Consider the following 20226-nt stretch of genomic DNA (forward strand, 5'->3'; position numbering starts at 1 on the left):
TTGAAATGCAACAAGCGTAAGCTAAGCTTGGTTTTGTATTGCAATTATGCTTTTCACTGATGAATAAGTCTGATTTTGATTGCATTTAATCAGCCGTAATAACTTTGTACCTAAACATTATTATTCATTGGATTAGAGCATGTTGAGAAATCACTATTTAGTTCTATCGTGTGTTTTTATATCTACAACGATACTGATCAGTTTTTTGATGCTGGATAACACGATAACTCAGGTATACACTGACTTTACTCGCACCGCTTCAAACAACCAAAACCAACTTGTTGCCATCGCTCTATTATTGGTACTACTTTTAGCCTTAGATATATTCCTCCCTGTGCCATCTAGCTTAATTTCAATTTTCGCTGCCACATATTATGGCTTTGCTTACGCTACCCTGATAGTATTCTCCGGCATGTGTTTGGGCGCCATCATAGGTTACTTCTTAGGAAGTGGCTTACTGTCAATTGCACCAAGTCGATGGTTAAAGGAAAAAGATATTGCAAGCGCTTCGAAACTATCGCTGTGTATTAACGACCTGGCACTAGTTACAATGCGTGGCGTACCTATCTTGGCTGAAACCTCTGTCGTCGCCTCAGGCATGAGACGATATCCATTCTGGCGATTTCTATTTATTACAGGAGCTGCCAACCTTGGGATCGCGTTAATTTATGCATCTGCCGGTAGTAGTATCCAGTATCTAGACTCTATTGGATATATTATTTTAGCGTCTATTTTAGTTCCTATTTTGGCTTGTTCATTTCGCATTTTAATCGAATACTTCCGTTCGAGCCCGACAGCTATAAGCGAAGGTCAATATGAGTCCCCACACACACTTTGCGAAAACTTAATAGAGGAATCCGATACTAAACCAAATTCAAATAATCATAAAACTTATCATGCTAGTTTTGCGATTAACTATTCTTATGACGTAATTTATAACGACCATATATTTTCACCTATAAACTCTTGTTTAAGCGACACTATAGATGGACTTTTTAAGTGTAATACCCAAAGCCCTGCTCTAGTTATTATTGATTCAGGGGTTATCGATGCCATACCTCAGCTTAAAGACGGTATTGTCACATACTTCGCTTCCTACCAAAAAGCTGCCGTCCCTTTTATTTTGAGCAATGGCGAGCTTAATAAAACTCAAACTAACATTGACAAATGCATCAATGCAATGCTGCAAAATGACCTAGACCGCCAAAGCTGCGTTATTGCTGTTGGAGGAGGCGCTCTACTCGATACTGTTGGTTTCGCCTGCTCTATTTTCCATCGGGGAGTTCGTTATATTCGCGTTCCGACAACCACGTTGGCACAAAACGATGCTGGCATAGGTGTAAAGAATGGTATCAATGGGTTTGAACATAAAAACCTACTTGGCTGCTTTGCTCCTCCTGCCGCTGTTATCAATGATATTGAGTGGTTAAAAACACTAAGTGAAAGGGACAAACGCGCAGGCATGGCAGAGGCAATAAAAGTCTCACTGATAAAAGACAAAGAGTTCTTTCTTTGGCTAGAAGATAACCGAATGGCTTTAGCTCGCTTCGAAACCAACGCTATGTCGAAAATGATAAAAACTTGCGCAGATTGTCATCTCGATCACATCGTGAAGTCTGATGACCCTTTTGAAAGGGGCAATACTCGCCCACTCGACTTTGGTCATTGGAGCGCCCATAAACTGGAAAAGCTATCAAATCATCAGCTCAAGCATGGTGAGGCGGTTGCTATTGGCATTGCGATAGATCTTACTTACGCCTTGTTAAACAATCTTATTGACAACACAGTCTATCAACGCTGTATCAACGTGCTTTGCGATGTAGGCTTCAAGTTATGGCATCCATGTCTAAGCTTATTGGACGAAAAAGGCAATCTCGCCGTTTTGAATGGCATAGAAGAGTTTCGTCAACATCTTGGTGGGGAGCTGTCCATTCCTATTGTTCATGAGATTGGCAGCCATCAAAGCCACAATTCGGTCGATTTTCAGCGCTTTGAACAGGCGATCGTATTGTTGAAGAAAAAACATCAAAACTTGGCGACATAAGTGAAGCTATGATCAGTCTTATCGACAAAAAGTCACCATCACTTCATACCTTATTGTGCTTAGGTAGAATATCCAACCTGCCTACCGTCTGGAGCAATGTCCTTGCAGCATGTTTTTGGACTGCGTGGGTCACGCAAAAACCTATAGAAGGATTGGTGCTGCTTTGGCTATGTGTTGCTTTCTCTTTACTCTATTTAGGTGGTATGTACCTCAATGATGCCTCTGACGTCGATTGGGACCGCATTCACAACCCTGAGCGCCCCATCATACAAGGACAAATATCGCAAAGACTCGTTCTTTGTTACTCATTGGTCCTGCTAACTTCAGGATTCATTCTATTGTTAGCGCTCGCTTTTCAAACAAGCGTTCAGTACGTTGGCCTATTAACTAGCTTGGCTCTACTGCTGCTGTTTTGCATCGTCAGCTACAACTGTCTTCACAAACGCTATTCTTTGTCTCGATTCCTCATGGGCGCATGTCGTGCCTTGATTTACCTTATTTGCGCACAGATGATGGCCGACTCTTTTAGCGATGCATTAGCTATTACTCTACCTTTAGCTGGCTATATTTCTGGCGTTACGTTGCTCGCTCAGTATGAGCATACTACCCAAAAAAGTCACTGGTATAGTTTAACGCTTCTATTGTCGCCTTGGCTGCTTACGCTTGCACTTCCAGTTTCACTGCCTCTAATAATAATGTTGGCAATGTGTACCTATCCAACTCTGAAGCACTTAATTCTGCGCTTCATCAAAACAAATCAACAGCCCTCGACTCCGTCAATTGGTGCATTACTTAGCAGAATACCACTCTATGACGCCGCCATACTCCTTGCCTGCTCCCAGTGGTGGGGGGTGTTGTTTTGCATTGGTTATTTCTCAATTGCCCCCAAACTTCATCGCTGGATAGCGCCGAGCTAATTGTCAGGCTAAAAGGGAGTGTCACATATGAAACTCAATGAGATTTTACTTAAAAAAATACAATCGGAAGTAGACAAGGCAACTGATAAAAACTTGATGCTACACGAAGATTTAGGTCGATTTTGTAGCCGTACGCTCAATGCACAAAGTAAAGACTCGCACCTTGAACATATGGCGCTTGCATGGGTGCGACTAAGTGCGGACTCAATGCAACATAACTATCACCAACAAAACAGCAGCACACCCTTTGAGGCTTATTGGTACAAGCATTTTCTTCAGTCGGCCCTCTGCTATGCTTTACTCCTTTTAGAAGAAGACGTGCGCTTTGAGCTACTTAGACTCTGTTTAAGTTTCGGCTCTGATGCCGAAAAACAGATACTAATGGAAGGAATGTGTCTTTTTGATGAACAGGGAGATTGCGTGGAGCTTGTGTTAGAACAATGCCGAACCAACAACACCCAATTGCTTGCCTCCATAGCGCTAAATAACCCTTGGCCAGCGCAGCATTTACCCACAGAATCGTTTCATCGCATGGTTCTAAAGTCGCTTTTCTATCAACTCGATATCAGACTCATCGCAGACTTCGATCGCCACCACAACGCGACACTCAATCGACTTATCTGCGACTTTATTCTTGAGCGCCTCGCAGCTCAAAGACCTTTCCCAAATTATCTGTTTCATTTGATCGAGCCCGATCACCTTACTGAGCAACAACGAATTTCTTTAACACAGTATCAGTCGTTTCAAACCGATTAGACAAAAACAAATATGATTCACCAAGCAAGGAGTGCATAAAAGATGAATTATTTTGATCCTCATATCCATATGGTATCAAGAACCACCGACGACTACGAAAACATGAACCATGCTGGCATTGCCGGTGTCATAGAGCCCGCTTTTTGGCAGGGTGAGCCTCGTAAGCATATAGGCAGCTTTATAGACTACTTCGATACTCTGCTTGGTTGGGAGCGTTTTCGAGCCAGTCAGTTCGGTATCCATCATTTCGCGACCATAGGTCTCAACCCAAAAGAAGGCAACAACAAGCCCCTAGCAGAAGAGGTTCTGAACTTGCTGCCACGATATTTACTCAAGCCTGGTGTTGTTGCCGTCGGTGAGATTGGTTATGACGACATTACAGAGCAAGAGCACTATGTCCTATGTCGTCAGCTCGAAATGGCCAAAGAATTCAAACTGCCCGTGCTCATCCATACCCCGCACCGAGACAAAATAGGTGGCACCATAAGAACGATAGAAGCGATTCGCGAAGTTGGTCTGGATGAGTCTATGGTGGTCATCGATCATCTCAACGAACTTACTCTTCCAGTCGTCTTAGAGACGGACTGCTGGCGTGGGCATTCTATTTATCCAGACACCAAAATGTCCGAACAAAGAATGGTGGCATTGTTAAAACAATACGGTACCGAAAAGATGATCGTCAACAGCGCTGCTGATTGGGGAAAAAGTGACCCTCTAAAAGTACCTAAAACCGGATTGGCGATGGAGCAAGCAGGCTTCAACAAAGAGCAAATAGAGACGGTTTTGTTTAATAACCCGATTGATTTCTTTGCACAAAGCGGTCGGATTAGCCGCCAACAGGTACTCACACCTATCGATATTGACCAAACTCAACTCTATCAGGAAAGTTCCACACTGCGCGGCCAACAACCTATTGTGACAGCAGGGAAATAGCATGTTAAATGAGCATTTCAATCAAAGTCACATTGGCTATTGCACTAACGTGCACCCAGGTGAATCGCTTGAAGAGATCAAAACCAACCTAATACGGTTTAGTGCAAAAGTAAAAGAGATGCGAGGACTCAACGAGATGGATATTGGGCTTTGGCTTAGTCACCAAGCCGTTGTGGAGCTAAAACGAAATCGAAATCTGAAGCAGCTGCAACAATTGCTCAAAGAATTAGGATTAAACGTTCGCTCGCTCAATGGCTTTCCTTACGGTAGCTTCAATCAATCTAATCAATCGCTGGTTAAAACTGCCGTTTACCACCCAAACTGGTATACACAAGAACGACTTGAATACACGATAGACCTCATTGATATATTGGCAGCTCTGCTCCCTAACGAGGTGACGACAGGCGTCATATCCACATTACCACTAAGCTACAAATCCGACTCTAGTGAACAGTACCTCAACCCCAAACTATTGAACCAGCTACAGAAAACACTGAATCACTGTGCCTTGATTGAGCAGCAAACGGGAAAGCGAGTATTGATCGCTATTGAGATGGAACCAGACTGTTCATTGGAGTCGGTCGATCAACTGATCGCTTTCTTTGACAACATACAGCCCATGCTCGCCTCTAATCATTACTTAACCGCGTGTTTAGATATCTGTCATCAGGCTGTCAATTTAGAATCCATATCGAAGACAATAGAGAAGTTACAACAAGCCAACATTACTATCAGCAAATTCCAACTATCAAACGCATTAAAAATAGACCTAAAGCAAATGCCACTCGCTCAGTTGGCACAAGTCCCTTTCTTAAAGAAACTCATTCACTCACCTTGGTTGCATCAAACTCGACTTCTTATAAATAGTCAGGAGCGACTGCGCTTTGACGACTTCAAAACCTTATTTGATCATCATTCCACTAGTCTTCAGTCCAAACTAAACCAAGCTCAAAGCGCCGAGGCACTGGTGCACTGTCACATTCCAATAAACTATGCACAAATTCCACTTGCGAACGACCTTAACCTAGAAACAACACAGCCGCAGTTATTGTGCGCCATAGAGAAACTTAAAACGATGTGGCAATCAGAGAACGTCGATCCGGTTGTGGAAGTGGAAACCTATACTTGGACACTCCTCTATAACTTAACAACAGATGAACTGTGCCAAGCCATTGCTGAAGAACTGGTATGGCTTGAGTCACAACTTACACCGAACGCGGAGTTCGCATGATGAAACCGCTTTTTGTCATCAACGCCGTTGGCCTTACCCCTAGTCTGCTAGGCGAAAACACACCCAACCTCAATCTACTGATCCAACGCGGGGCCATGTACCCACTCAAAGGCGTGTTTCCAGCATTAACCACCAGTGCTCAAGCAACAATGTTGACAGGAAAAGCCCCTAGCGAACATGGCATTGTAGGGAATGGCTGGTACTTCAAAGATCTGAGCGAAATCAAGTTTTGGTTGCAACCCAATCAGTTGATTCAAGGCTCAAAAGTTTGGCAGTTACTCAAACAAAATCACCCAGAAATCACGGTTTCGCAGTTATTTTGGTGGTACAACATGTACGCTGACGTCGATTTTTCTATTACACCTCGCCCGCATTATCCGGCCGACGGGCGTAAGATTCCCGATCTTTATTCTCACCCAAGCGAGTATCACAAAAGTATTGAGAGCAAGATTGGATGCTTTCCGTTCTTTAACTTTTGGGGGCCAAATTCAGATATCCGTTCCTCTCGATGGATTGTCGACTGTGCTATCGAGCACTTTACCCATAACCCCACTGACTTGCAGTTCGTTTACCTGCCTCACCTTGATTACAACTTACAAAGACTTGGACCGAGCGATCCCGCAATTTCCGAGGATGTCATTCAACTTGATCATGAGATAGGCCGACTGATTGAGTTTTGTAATGCCGAAGGCGCTGAAATACTTATAGTCTCCGAGTATGGGATCCATGATGTCGACACCCCTATCGCGCTCAACCGTGAGTTACGTAAAAAGAACTGGTTATCGGTGCGAGAGTCATTGGGCTATGAGCTTCTGGATGCCGGTGCTAGCGATGCCTTTGCTGTAGCAGATCATCAAATTGCACACATCTATGTGAACGATCGCTCTAAGGTAGAGGAGATAAAAGCTTTTGTAGAACAGATCAGTGGGGTTGAGCAGGTTCTCGATAGTCAATCAAAGCCTCGTTGGGGGATTGATCATTCTCGCAGTGGTGATTTGATCGCAATAGCAAAGCCAAATGCATGGTTTAGCTATTACTATTGGCTAGAAGATACCAAGCGTCCAGATTTCGCAAACAGTGTCGATATTCATCGCAAGCCAGGCTATGACCCTGCCGAACTTTTTATTAATCCTAAGCTGCGCTTTCCCAAACTGAGAATCCTAAGCCGCTTACTCCAAAAAAAGCTCGGGTTCCGAATGTTAATGGACGTCGTTCCCGATCACGCTGACATGGTAAAAGGCAGTCATGGCAGACTCGCAAGTACTCCCGAGAGTGGGCCACTCATGATCAGTTCTTACCCAATACCCGACGACATCGCTCGCAATACCACTCAGGCGGGCCTGCCGATGGAATGCATTTTTCAACTTATCTTGTCTCATTTTGGTGTTAACCCATCAAGCGAGAGTCTATCACCCAATAACATCTGCGCTAGGGAGGAGCGCACCCAACTCAACCATCACTATAACGGCTAGGAATCAAGCAATGAAACTAATAACAGCAATGGTCAGCAGCATTGCGTTATTGACTGGCGCAAGTTCGCTGTATGCGGCCGGACTCAATACCAATGACCAAGAAAACACTCCCCCTTGTGGAGACGACTGGATTTATCCGACCAACGGCGTTCACAGTGACTGTCTCTGCACGGAACAGAACAACTACTGTGTTGCCGAACGAAATGACAATGACCCCATTGACCCCAGCTTCCCAGATTACTGGATGAGTGAATGGACTATGTACACCATCACCAACGAAGCAGCATCCAAGGCGAACCCACCACCCTACTCAAGCCCACCATCGACACTAACACCTTCCGACTACATCGTCTCATATGGTGCGAGCTATTACGACAGCAAGTGGCGGCCAGAAAAGCCGACAGACAAAGAAGATGTGGGCGCAATGCTGGAATATTACGATAAGTTCTGCCTACCTATTTTTGGCCGAACGATTGAAGACAATCAGCACAGCTGCGCCTTCGTCTCTCTGGGTAAACAAGCCTACTACTTGACCTTTCCAGATGGCGACAACATGCAGACAAACTCAAGCAAGCAGATGCTAAACCAACTCAAACCGGATTGCTGTATGTTCTCACCGAGCAACCATCCCCCTCGAACAGACTTTATTAAACATCTAGATTACTGGCCACAGGCTAGCCAAAACCTCAACAGTAGCGTGCAAGCCTATTACTGGAAGCAAATGTGGGAAGAAGTAAAGCCTCCTATTTTGTTCGCTTACGCCTTTTATAAACCAGTACCGGCTCAACTCGCCTCGACCTTTAGCAAACTAGAGCAAAATCCACAATCGTTTTTCTTCACTGGAAGCTTGGAGATCGAAGGTGAACCCTTAGACCCAATGGTCAGCCAAAACTACGTAAATTTTCAAAGAAGAAAGCCAAATACTGAACTTTGGGACAGTGTCAAAAAATGGTGCCCAATCGATACTACTGAAAAGTGCCGCCTGTTCTCGGACCAAAGGAGTGAATAGCATGAACATTGATAAAAAAACCGCATTGGGCGCAATTGCTACACTGCTTTTGATTGTTTCTGTGGATACATTGGCCAAAGAAGTAAAACATCATGAAGCGCTACCTTGTGAGGTTCCAAAGCATTCATTTTCTGGCTCCCCCACACAGGCAGAATTCGATGTTTTCAGTTGGAAAACCTTTATCGCCCTTAACCAAAGTGCAAGTACTTCAACGCGCGGTGAACCAGCTAAGCCTTGTAAGTTGCCGAGTGTAAGTGAGCGACCTGTTTGGCTTACATATAAAGATTCACAACAAGTCTTTCTAGCCGATGGGCAAGATCCCGGTTCGTGGAACGATGGCTACAGCGGTTACGGCGACCAAAAAGGAAAATCCCCATTTGCCACCTCTCAAATCGCGAAAGCAAGCGCTAACGCTGCGATAAAAGCACATGAAGAAGCAGTAGGTGGCTGGCTCATCGACCAAATGGATGAACCAACTTATTTTCAAATGTGGGTCAACGAAACATGGTACGACTACGTCCACGGCAACAAGCTCTACGATAAAGCGAACTTTGACGATGTAAGCAGCATTTCATTTCCAAACTGGTCCATGGAAATAAAGTCTGCATGGCGAAAATTGCCAGAAGACAATGCAGATCTAGCAAAACGCTATATTACCCAGCGGGCTCAAGTGGTGGTCTTTGACAAAGAGGGGAATCCAATACCGGACGGCGACACTGGTCAGTACAAAACCAAACCGGCTCTGCTTGGCCTAGTGGGTTTTCATCAAATAGTCAAAGTGCCAGGCTTCAAACAGTGGATATGGGGTACATTTGAACATATCGACAATGTTCCTCCCGCTCTGTACGACAAGGATGCAAAAAAGGTAGTAAGCCAGCCAGAGGAAGGGATGAAGTACACCTATTTTAATGCAGAAGCCAGCGCCAAGGAGACCAACCAACCACCTTGTGGATTGAGCAACACCACAAATTGTCTACCATTTACCACCCCTAATCCACTCGCGCGTTACACGCCGATATACGCCAGTGCAGCCAAATTAAACTCTGAGTTCGAACTCAAACTTAAAGGCACTGTGTTAGAAAACTATCAACTGATCTCCACACAGTGGCCAACCGACCCCAATAACCCAAGTAACCCATTAGGCACCCCCACACCCACACCACTCGCCAACACCACAATGGAAAGTTACATCCAGAGCAGCAGTAACTGTATCAACTGCCACAGCACAGCCACCTTGCCTGATAACGGCATTAAGGCTGATTATTCATTCCTGTTTTTTGAAGCACACAGCTCTGACAAATAAAGGACTATTGCAATGAGTATTCTAAATAACTATCGAATCAACTTTTTTGGGGGCATCGAGGTCGATGTGAGTGTGCCCAATAACAAGGCAACCTACCCTGTTGATGGTCAAAAGCATGACATTTTCAATCCAGCGACATCTACACTGACAGATTTTATCTATAAACATGGCATCTCAGATGAAGAAATCATCGATATGTTCCAGACGCCGACAGAAGAAGGTTATTTCACCAATGGAGGATGGAATGTATATGGGCAACATAGTGTCACCACTCAAAAAGTTAAGGTTTATACATCAGGCCACCCTGGCGCGGTTACAACCGACACCCCTTTAGCAAACTTTGACTTCTCTTTACTGGGGTCTGTCAACCCAGACACAAATCAAGCGTATACCTCAAGCCCTGTAATGGTTGACTTGAATCCTTTAGGGCAAACCTACTCACAAATCGCTGTAGGCGGCCTGCTCCTTGGTGACCCCGACAAACCTTTGCTTTATATCCAAAGTGATCAAATCTGCGGAAACATTGGCAATTCATCGGGTGGCTTGTCATTTAAGACTCTGATTGGCGCAAATGATGCCCCAGGTTCAAGTAATTTTGCCGGCACTTGGCAAGTGACTTTTCCAATAACGGAAGATGTAAAAAAAGCATCCGCGCTGAGTGGAAATGATGAAGCAGACCAGATCATTCGAGGTCTTCTCAATACCAAAGGCGCGACTGGGATTGTTGTCAATTTCAGTTTCTTTGAAATGTGCCCGCAAATGACAACTGAAGAATACAATACAAAACTTGCCCAGCGTCAAACACCTCGCAATCCAAGCGTCGGCCGTATAATAGGCACACTCTCTGTCGCATGCGAAGGTGAGACAGCGAACAACCCAGATGGAAGGCTACTCATTAGTCATATCGACAATACCGAACGCGAGAATCAAACCGCACCAGCTTTTGCATGTATCAGCAAAGTGCAAGAACAGGAGTTCCTTTCCGTCAATATGTCCCTTGCGTTCCTTCAAAGTACGTTCAGAGAAGACCGAGCGGGCTTTAAAACAGTTCCGCCAAAACCCGCCATTGATTTTGGTAAGTTAACGATTGTAGGCGGGAAAGAGAGCACCACTTATGGTCCCGATTACATTAACTACTATCAATATGGCGGCATCATTGATATCCCCCTCGATAAACAAACTTCTCAATCATTCGCTTCTAACCCACTGGTAATCAATGGTGAAAAGGTGGTTCACAACAACCACCTACTCCTAAAAGAAACCAGTTACCGGCTTTACTCAAGTGATATCGACGTATACGTGGGCGATAAAGCAGGTGATAGCAAAGAGATCACCATACAAGTTCGCTATTTAGGAGGAGCGCTAGATACCGACCAAACCATCTTATTGTCAACAAATGAAAATACTCCTGGCTTTGCCGACTATCTCGACCTCGACTTAGACGAAGGGAAACCAACTAGGGCGATACCCGTTAAAGCCGGGGCAACATCGTTCAAATACACCATACAAGTTGCTGATAACTCGCCAGGCAAAAACGACCTCGATGAGATGGCAGGCTTCTATGACATCAACTTTAATCTTGGCGAAGCGCAACAAACCATCAACACCCGAAAATTCCAATACACCAATTTTGACCTCGTTGAGGGAGACCCCGTTACATGGGAACTCGTGTATCAACATGCCTTACGGTATCACTACTTAAACTTCTTAGGCATGTCGACGGTGTTTCCGCTGAATGACGCCGAAACCATCCTTAAGCATCGTGAAGGCATCAAAACACGGATGTCTAGCCGATACTGGCCAACTACCTTGTATATGCCAATCGTACGCTCCATGTCACCAAGTCAAGTTCGACTCATTAACGCCTTTGCTTTTAGTGAACCTTGGGATCCCAATAAAGCTATCTAACTCCCCAAAATCGGCACTCTCTGCACAACAGTGAGTGCCCGCATCAGACAGGAACTAAAATGAAGACCGTTATTCATATAGATAAGACTGAAATCACTCAACAGCCTTTGGCATCGCAAATCCTTTGCCGAAACCTACTTAACCCGAGAGGGATGACATTTAACGAAAATGGAGACCTAATTGTCGTAGAAGCAGGCAGCGGCCAAGAAACGATATCCCATAATGGCAAAGTTACCGTGCGCGACAAAGACACAGGCGAGCTTAAACATAATCTGCTCAGCGGTTTAACTGCGATGAATATGCAGCCCAAAATGTGTCGTGATGAGATTATGGGACTTTCAGACATCATTAATGTTACCAATACCGAACAGGAGCAGTGGCTTGTCAGTTTCACAGACTATATTCACGGCTCGAAAGTGTTTCATTTAACCGAGGCAGGCACAGAACCCTTGTTTGAAACACAGGGCAATATCAACAGCTTATGCTTTCACCCTCAGCAAGAAGCTTGGTATGGCATAAAGCCCGACACGAACCAAGTGATTGAGTTTCGACTAAACCAAAAAGAAAAAGTCGTTTGCGCTCTGCCAACCCTTGATCAAGGCCAAGAAGCTGTACCCGTCAACGTCATTTACTGCCATGACAATGATCGCTTATTGATTAGCCTGTTTTCAGGTGAATTCCAAACGGACAGTAACAAGCAGGGCGTCAACTTTCTGAAACAGCAGGGGAAAATCGTCGCCCTAGACGTGGGGAGCGGTGCACTTACTACCGTAGTAGAGGGGCTAACGCTTCCTACTGGCATTGCCATCGACCAAACCGGGAACTTGCTCATTACAGAGCTATGTAAAACGACTCTGGAACCACTACCCAGAGATCATATCCCTGATAGGGCAATACACGGAGGGTATCAAAGATTCAGTGGAAGGCTTTTAAGTGTTGATTTTGCTAATAAGAAAGTCAAAGAACTGGCATCGCAGTTAGACACCCCATCTAACATCGCTATTCTAGGGTCAAACATTTATGTGTCGCAAGGAATGGGAGCACATGGTAGAAGAATTCCTCACCCTGACGGAGAGAGAGCTCTCGACGGATTTATTCAAATCTTCCAAGGAAATTTCTGACCTTAAAACTCATGAAATTAGTATAGTTTGTGCAGTTAGCTAAATATCAGCAAGTAAGCATCAATATAGATGGACTTTGTCAAACCACGGTCTGCTGTATGCGATTACGCTGGCTCAAAGTTAGGTATCAGCGGCAACTCATCATGAAACGCCCCTTGTGCCCCCATAAAACCAAACGTGTAAGGACGCACATTGAGTCCTTTTCTTGACTGCTGATTTTGGCTATCGCCAAGCAATGCTTTGCTTGTAAATGTGTAGGTTTAGTTTCAGAAAATGATGTAGTTCAATTGCTAATGACCGGGAGATAGCCAACGTCCATTAATTTCAGAGCTTCTTCTATCTAAACACTTCTCTGTTTTTCATACGCAACTCCGAGGCCTGTAAGAAAGAACGACACTGACTCTTTATCAGGCCGCAACGAGAGCATAGCGGCGTTTTTCAAGGTAGTTGTCATCATTCGCTTACTTATTAAGCGGCTTCTTTATCTGGATTTAAGTGAACCACTCCAGCTGGCTCACAGTTCCTAATATCATCTGACCATCGCTCTGGATTCTTGCGCTTTGCTGCAAGTAACACCTTTGCGCGACGCTCTAAAATCTCTCGGTCTTTACCATTGTGTCGCTGTGAAGGTGTCACATAATTTATCTTGCTATGCTTGTGTTCCGTATTGTACCAACGTACAAAAGCCTCAACCCAACAGCGACTCGCATCCAACTGTTCAAAGCCTTTTGTTGGCCAACTCGGCATATACTTTACCGTTCGGAACAGTGACTCCACATACGGGTTATCATCGCTTACTCTTGGGCGACTATAAGATGAGGTAATGCCTAGCTCATCCATTTTTGCTTTGAACGTCAGTGATTTCATTGGTGCTCCATTATCCGAGTGCAGCACCAGCGGTTGATTAAAGCATTGTTCACGCATCAACGTTCGTTGCAATAACTGTGACGCTAGCTCACCACACTCACATTCATAGACATCATAACCAACGATTTTGCGGCTGTAGATATCTTCTATTACGTACAGATAGTAGTGCTGTCCACGAACTCTTGAAGGCAAGTAAGTAATATCCCATGTATAGACTTGGTTCGGTCCTGTTGCTGTATAACTTGTTGGCTTAGGTGGTTTTTGCCGACTTCTCTGACGCCCTCGATTATGAAGTTGACCTTGCGCTCTCAGAACCCGATAGTAGCTCGCTTCAGAGGCGATATACTCGCCTTTATCAAGAAGCGTCGGAACGATTTGAGTCGGTGGTAGACTAGCGTATTCCGAGCGATTACAGACCTCTATAATCGCATCCCGCTCTTGTTGTGATAGCTTATTCGCTGGCTCTGGCCTAGTACATATTGGCCTTTTGTCAGCTTGAACTTCACCTTGCTGATACCAACGCCGATAAGTTCTCAGGTCGATTTGGGCTTCATGGCAAGCTGGCTCTAAACGGCAACCACTTTGTCTAGCCTCGTGTATAAGACCAACCAAGCACTGCCTTTCATCGGTTGAGGTTAGTCGTCCTCTGGCTCTTCCCCGTAAAAGGCTCTCAGCTTTTTTCGCAGGACTAACAGAGCTGCGGTTTCAGCGAGCGCCTTTTCTTTGTGTCGTAGTTCTTTTTTCAGCTCTTTAATTTCAAGCTTGTCGGCTTTCGCTTGTTTCTTAGCTTCGGCTTCACGCTCTTTACTCGACATGAAGCCTTGCATACATTCGCTTCGCCAGTTTTCCACTTGCTCGGGGAACAGGCCTTTTTCACGACAATATTGGCTGAGTTCATTCTCGGTCATCGAGTAAGTTTCAGCGACGATGGCAAGTTTAGTTTGAGCAGACCACTGCTCTGATGAAGTATTGCTATTTGGCACAGCGGCTCCTGAACGTCTGAGTTGCTGTCGCCAATGATACAGGGTTGCTGTACTAATACCTTCTTCTTTTGAAACCTGGCTTACCGACATGGAGTATGGAGGCAGTAGTTTCTTCAATATAGCTTCTTTTCTTTCTGCTGGAATACGAGACAAAATTCATTCTTTACCGCCCAAACTGGTTAAATTTTAACAGTGACAACTATCCTGCCAGAGGGGGATAGATAAAAATTTTAAAGACTCCCCAATACCCTTTTATTGTAGTGCTTCCACAACTGAATTTATGACTAAGGCTAAGCAGGATTAAAGTGGAGCCTTGCTAACTGTGGCGCTTTCTAAAAGTGATTGATTCCACACGCCATTTTCGTCAATTGATGCTTGCGTGTCTTTATAGATTGGAAGAGTCGTTGAAGTTTTGACTAGCCTTAGCATTTTCTCTCCATTGAAAGTTCTGTATAACGACACCAGTACTTAGAGAGGTTCCGTTCACTATTTTTATTTTAAGATTGTGTCAGTTTTCTAAAACGGATTTCAAAACGAGACATCTAGGGTGCATAAAATACTTAATATAGATCTTAATAATCTTACGATTGTTAAGATCTATATTAATGCGCTACGCGAGTTCTACTAGTGATTGGATTGCTTCGTAGATATCTTGCCTTCGTACTGGCTTCGAAACAAAACCGTCCATGCCAGCTTTCATACATGTGATTTTGTCACTCTCAAGCGCATGCGCGGTCAAAGCAATAATTGGTGTGCTGATTCCTTTTTGTCTGATCAACCTTGTTGCAGTTATCCCATCCATTACTGGCATTGAGACGTCCATTAAAATGATATCGATACTTTGCCGTTGTTCTTCCAAGAACGTTAAAGCTTCTGCACCATTACTGGCGATAAAAACGTTATGCCCGAGCTTGTTTAAGATAAGTTTAATCACTAGTTGGTTTGATTCAGTGTCTTCTACGACAAGAAGATTCATCGCTTTTGAAGGATGATTTTGCTCTATCTTTACGGGCCTTTCTTGATTATTCCTGGTTAACACGGGAATCTTGATGTTGAAATGTGAGCCAACGTTCTCTTCACTTTTTACGCTGATTGTTCCGCGCATCATCTCAACCAGATGTTTGGTTATAGCGAGCCCCAAACCAGTACCACCAAACCTTCGTGTTATTGAACTGTCGCCTTGATGAAAAGCCGTGAAAAGATGGCCAACCTTAGCTTTTGGAATCCCGATGCCGGTATCAGCAACAGAAATGACAAGCTCGCTATCTTTTTCAATCACAGAGATATCGATGCCACCAAAGTCAGTAAATTTGCTTGCGTTGCCAATCAAGTTAAAGAGAATTTGAGACAAGCGTGTTGAATCAATCCAATATTGCTTGTTTTTATCAAGGTTACAATCGAACTCAAAACTCAAATTCTTAGCTGTAGCCACTTGTTTTTGTTGAGAAATAATAAGGGTTACGGCGTCACTTAAATCGGTCCACTGTTCATTCAAATGAAAGCTACCCGACTCTATTTTTGACAAGTCGAGAATATCGCTAATGATTGCGAGAAGCAGATCAGCTGAACGCTCCATCTGATTAAGAACTTCTGATTGGTCTTCGGTTAAAGTCGATTGTCTCAATATATCGAGCATGCCTAAAACCGAGTTTAATGGAGTTCGAATCTCATGGCTCATCATGGCCAGGAACTCGGACTTAGATTGGTTTGCTCTTTCCGCTTCTTCTCTTGCTTTTGCAAGTTGCGAGGTGCGGACTTCTACGATACGTTGTAACTTTTCTTTAGTTTCAATATCGATAACAGCCCTTTCAATCAAAGGTCTGAAACGTCGGAGCGTCTCTTTGTTTTCAATACTGAAATGCCCTTTTTGAGCGCCGACAAGTATGATGATTGTTTGCGTTACTTCAGACCTAATGCCAGTTAAAAGCATGGAGCTTACCTGACTTTTTATAAAGGAGTTTAGGCTCTCAAACTCCTTTAAACGCATAGGTTCGAACAACAAAATACACTCGCCATTAAGCGCTCGCTCTGTCGCGTTACCTTGTAACCAATTTACTCTATCAAATACACTATTGGTTGATAAAAGAGTCTTGAAACTTTGGCGATGGCTGTCACGTGTGATTACGATAAAGTCATCAAAATCAATATATTTTTTCAAAACATTGTTCAGCCCTGAAAAAATCTCATGCCGGTTTCTGGCTTCACTCATTGCGGAAATTGCAGATAAGATTGCTTTGTTCTCGTCTGCTAGTAATTTCTCTCTTTGCCTCGCTTCTTTTAGCTCGACAAGTGCCTCTTGTAACGCTTCTTGTTGGTATATCTCTAAATATTTATCTTTCATAAGGTTTATGGAAAATTGCTGAAGATATCATCAAGTTTCCATGTCCATTTTCGCCACCTATAAATCTTCCTTGCTCACCAAAAGTAAACGGGCAAATAAAAGGTAGGTTCTCTAATTCCTGGTTAATTTGTTCACAAACACTATTAATAACCTGCTTTAAGTGCAGCATAGGACCGGCACAAAAGATATTGATCACCCCTATTTTTCGAGACTCTTCTAACTTTTGATTAAAAGCCGCGTTCACTACTCTCGCCGCTCTAGCCACGAGGTGCTGGCGACTTCCTTGCATGAGGGTTAACACTTCACCTTCTTCAATATTTGTGAAAAGCTCGATACCACCCTGCTCTGTTTCTCTTATTGGGTGAGACAGCTTGTAGTAAGGCCGTTCGTAAAGATGCCCAGCAATGCGCCCCAGAGGGTAAGCACTAGAGTTTGTAAATAGGAAGCTTTCTTCATCGGATTGCGTTTCTTGGTGATTGGTCCACTTACGGTAGACATCTAATGCGGGTTGGTTGTCTATTTCTAAAAGGCAGCGCCCTTTCGTTTTTGTTGCGATGCCAGTGATGCCTGTTGGTGAGTGCCCTGCGCTAAAAGCGATATCAACTGGTTGGGATGAATAAAATAGTGTCAGACTTACGCCGTTTTGCTCGTATCCTTGTGAAGTGATTACAGACCAATTCCCTTTAACATTATTGTCGGCTGACGAACCGCCAATAATGGGAACCAAAGTGCCAAAGCGTTCATCGATACATTCAATAATTGATTCTTCATTTCCTGGGGTTGCGTGAAGAAGGATAAGATTCGGTACTTCACCTACTCGATTCGCATGAAGAAGCGCCATATTAAGTGCGTCATCAACGCTTGTTTCTATATTATCCCCATAGGTTGCAATGCCCGTCCCATACGCGTGTTGACCGGAATCATAAATCGCAAGTACTGCAATAACAGGCCCTTGATGGTACCCATGATTGGTCATGATAGCTTGACACGAGCTAGCTCCGTGGACGGTTACCTCAGGAAAGAGTTCAACGAACGCGTTTTGGATTTTTCTGAAATCATACTCCTCTGTGTAATAACAGATGAGATGGGACAAGTTGTCCGGACTCAACTCAGAGCGAAATTTCTCTATTGCTAAACATTCATCAGTAATATGAGTAAATAATGATTGGCACTGCATACGGTTTTATTATTGTTTATCACTTTACTGTTATACCATTGCGAAAATTAAGCGCTAGGCAAGAAAGTATTAATTGCACAAAGAAGATACAATTATCTCGCGTCAGATCTGATTTATAAATGAACTCGGACAATATTTTCGTTTATTTTGAGATTAATTGCTTTTGTCTCAGAAATAGCGCTCCAATCAATCTCCTTATATTTATCATCCAAGTTAATAAAATTGCCAGATTGATTTAGATCAATTTTTACACTATCAGTTTCCGAGCTTTCAATCGAAAATCCTTCTGAAGCCTTGTTTATAGTGATCTTTGCTACCCCAATTGTTACATCACATCGCTGTTTTTGTGAACAATCGACCTCTCTATCTTGCTCATAAGTAAAGGTGCGCCAGAAAAAGGCACCGATTAAAAGACTGAGCATGATTAAGATTTGTGCAAGTCTTGCCTTTGTTAACTTTTGTGCAGCCATAATTCCTAATATCCTTGTTACAAACTTCAAACTTTTTAAATAAAAAATGATTTCCAGAGGCCTTGTAAGGTTACTACTCTGTCATTGAATTGTTAATTCAAGTATAGTGTCACGCTGAAAATGCCACTTTTTATTAAAGTCAGCAATGGAAATAAAGTGATGATAACACTTGAATTCTAGAGTTTACTTGGGTGGTGTTACGACGCAAGTCGTGTTGGAAGTAAAGTGTAGTTAATTAGAAATTGGAAGCATGCAAATGAGCCAAGTAAAGCAGCTTGAACAAAACTACAACTATACAGTCGTTCGCCAATTTACCCTTGTGACCATTTTATGGGGCATAGTTGGTATGGCTGTTGGTGTTTTGATTGCCGCTCAGTTAGTTTGGCCACAGCTAAACTTTGATACGCCGTGGTTGACGTACAGTCGTTTACGTCCATTGCATACTAATGCGGTAATTTTTGCGTTTGGTACCAGTGCCCTGTTCGCGACATCTTATTATGTTGTTCAGCGCACCTGTCAAACTCGTCTTTTTGGTGGCCCACTCGTTGCCTTCACCTTCTGGGGTTGGCAAGCAATCATCTTAGCCGCAGCAATCACCCTACCTCTAGGTTTAACCTCTGGTAAGGAATATGCTGAGCTAGAATGGCCTATTGATATCGCAATCGCGATTGTATGGGTGTCTTACGCGGTCGTGTTCTTCGGAACATTGGTCAAACGTAATACCTCTCACATCTACGTAGCTAACTGGTTCTTCGGTGCCTTTATCCTCACAGTAGCAGTACTTCACATCGTGAACAGCATGGCTATCCCTGTGTCACTTGGTAAATCTTACTCGATTTACTCTGGTGCAGTGGATGCGATGGTTCAATGGTGGTATGGACACAATGCGGTAGGTTTCCTACTGACCGCTGGTTTCCTAGGTATGATGTACTACTTTGTCCCTAAACAAGCTGAACGTCCTGTTTACTCTTACCGTTTATCTATCGTTCACTTTTGGGCACTGATCTCTCTATACATTTGGGCTGGCCCTCACCACCTGCATTACACAGCACTACCAGACTGGACTCAGTCTCTAGGTATGGTGATGTCTTTGGTTCTATTCGCTCCATCTTGGGGTGGCATGATCAACGGTATTATGACGCTGTCTGGCGCATGGCATAAGCTTCGCTACGACCCTATCCTACGTTTCCTAATTGTTTCATTGTCTTTCTACGGTATGTCTACTTTCGAAGGTCCAATGATGTCAATCAAGACTGTAAACGCGCTATCGCACTACACAGACTGGACCATTGGTCACGTTCACTCCGGTGCATTAGGTTGGGTTGCAATGGTTTCAATTGGTTCTGTATACCACCTTGTTCCACGTCTATTCGGTCAAGAGCGCATGTACTCTGTAAGTCTAATCAACGTTCACTTCTGGTTGGCGACTATTGGTACTGTTCTTTACATCGTAGCAATGTGGATCTCTGGTGTAATGCAAGGTCTAATGTGGCGCGCAGTTAACTCTGACGGCACACTAACTTACAGCTTTGTTGAATCTGTAGAAGCATCTTACCCGTTCTACTTCGTACGTTTCCTAGGTGGTTTCATCTTCCTATTCGGTATGTTCTTAATGGCATACAACACGTACAAGACGGTAACTGCACCTAAAGAAAGCCTAAAAGCTATCCCTCAACCGGCATAAGGAGATTAAA

At 43.8% G+C, this 20226-nt stretch carries 15 protein-coding genes; 11 read left to right on the forward strand and 4 right to left on the reverse strand.

Going from position 1 to position 20226, the window contains the following annotated elements; translation table 11 throughout:
* Positions 1-139: 139 nt before the first annotated feature.
* The 10 genes from KJB05_RS09385 to KJB05_RS09430 are packed head-to-tail and all read left to right on the forward strand — an operon-like array spanning position 140 to position 12694.
* Complete coding sequence (locus KJB05_RS09385) at positions 140-2044, forward strand: 3-dehydroquinate synthase (protein ID WP_208446270.1); 1905 nt, start codon at positions 140-142, stop codon at positions 2042-2044.
* Positions 2045-2052: 8 nt separating this feature from the next.
* Positions 2053-2961, forward strand: coding sequence for a UbiA family prenyltransferase (locus tag KJB05_RS09390; RefSeq protein WP_208446269.1), 909 nt, complete (start codon positions 2053-2055; stop codon positions 2959-2961).
* 27 nt (positions 2962-2988) lie between these two features.
* Complete coding sequence (locus KJB05_RS09395; RefSeq protein ID WP_208446268.1) at positions 2989-3717, forward strand: EboA domain-containing protein; 729 nt, start codon at positions 2989-2991, stop codon at positions 3715-3717.
* A gap of 42 nt (positions 3718-3759) precedes the next feature.
* Positions 3760-4650 carry a TatD family hydrolase gene (locus KJB05_RS09400; RefSeq protein ID WP_208446267.1) on the forward strand — a complete coding sequence of 297 codons (891 nt, stop codon included), beginning with the start codon at positions 3760-3762 and terminating at the stop codon, positions 4648-4650.
* A 1-nt stretch (position 4651) separates the two neighbouring features.
* Positions 4652-5881 carry a metabolite traffic protein EboE gene (gene eboE, locus KJB05_RS09405; protein ID WP_208446266.1) on the forward strand — a complete coding sequence of 410 codons (1230 nt, stop codon included), beginning with the start codon at positions 4652-4654 and terminating at the stop codon, positions 5879-5881.
* Positions 5878-7353: a nucleotide pyrophosphatase/phosphodiesterase family protein gene (locus KJB05_RS09410; RefSeq protein ID WP_208446265.1), complete on the forward strand. Its 1476-nt coding sequence runs from the start codon at positions 5878-5880 to the stop codon at positions 7351-7353. Before eboE ends, KJB05_RS09410 begins: the two co-directional genes overlap by 4 nt.
* A gap of 10 nt (positions 7354-7363) precedes the next feature.
* The gene (locus tag KJB05_RS09415) at positions 7364-8362 is read left to right on the forward strand and encodes a hypothetical protein (RefSeq protein WP_208446264.1); all 999 of its coding nucleotides are present in this window, start codon (positions 7364-7366) and stop codon (positions 8360-8362) included.
* Between the two features lies 1 nt (position 8363).
* Positions 8364-9665 carry a hypothetical protein gene (locus KJB05_RS09420; protein WP_208446263.1) on the forward strand — a complete coding sequence of 434 codons (1302 nt, stop codon included), beginning with the start codon at positions 8364-8366 and terminating at the stop codon, positions 9663-9665.
* Positions 9666-9677: 12 nt separating this feature from the next.
* Complete coding sequence (locus tag KJB05_RS09425) at positions 9678-11573, forward strand: hypothetical protein (protein WP_208446262.1); 1896 nt, start codon at positions 9678-9680, stop codon at positions 11571-11573.
* A gap of 59 nt (positions 11574-11632) precedes the next feature.
* On the forward strand, positions 11633-12694 hold the full coding sequence (locus tag KJB05_RS09430) for a hypothetical protein (protein WP_208446261.1): 1062 nt from the start codon (positions 11633-11635) through the stop codon (positions 12692-12694).
* Positions 12695-13162: 468 nt separating this feature from the next.
* On the opposite strand, the gene KJB05_RS09435 is transcribed toward KJB05_RS09430, so the two are convergent.
* From KJB05_RS09435 to KJB05_RS09450, 4 genes are all read right to left on the reverse strand, one after another.
* A protein-coding gene (locus KJB05_RS09435; protein ID WP_208446524.1) for an IS3 family transposase occupies positions 13163-14697 on the reverse strand; the annotation gives its coding sequence in 2 pieces (ribosomal slippage) (positions 13163-14235 and positions 14235-14697; 1536 coding nt in all).
* A gap of 457 nt (positions 14698-15154) precedes the next feature.
* Complete coding sequence (locus tag KJB05_RS09440) at positions 15155-16885, reverse strand: response regulator (RefSeq protein ID WP_208444060.1); 1731 nt, start codon at positions 16883-16885, stop codon at positions 15155-15157.
* The gene (locus KJB05_RS09445) at positions 16875-18062 is read right to left on the reverse strand and encodes an FIST N-terminal domain-containing protein (protein ID WP_208444061.1); all 1188 of its coding nucleotides are present in this window, start codon (positions 18060-18062) and stop codon (positions 16875-16877) included. Before KJB05_RS09445 ends, KJB05_RS09440 begins: the two co-directional genes overlap by 11 nt.
* Positions 18063-18175: 113 nt before the next feature.
* Positions 18176-18532 (reverse strand): hypothetical protein, encoded by a 357-nt coding sequence (locus tag KJB05_RS09450; RefSeq protein WP_039840888.1) that lies wholly within the window; start codon positions 18530-18532, stop codon positions 18176-18178.
* 256 nt (positions 18533-18788) lie between these two features.
* On the opposite strand from KJB05_RS09450, the gene ccoN reads away from it, so the two are divergent.
* The gene (ccoN, locus tag KJB05_RS09455; protein WP_009706109.1) at positions 18789-20216 is read left to right on the forward strand and encodes a cytochrome-c oxidase, cbb3-type subunit I; all 1428 of its coding nucleotides are present in this window, start codon (positions 18789-18791) and stop codon (positions 20214-20216) included.
* The last annotated feature ends 10 nt before the right edge of the window (positions 20217-20226 follow it).

The organism is Vibrio sp. B1ASS3 (assembly GCF_905175355.1).
GTDB classification, from domain to species: Bacteria; Pseudomonadota; Gammaproteobacteria; order Enterobacterales; family Vibrionaceae; genus Vibrio; species Vibrio owensii.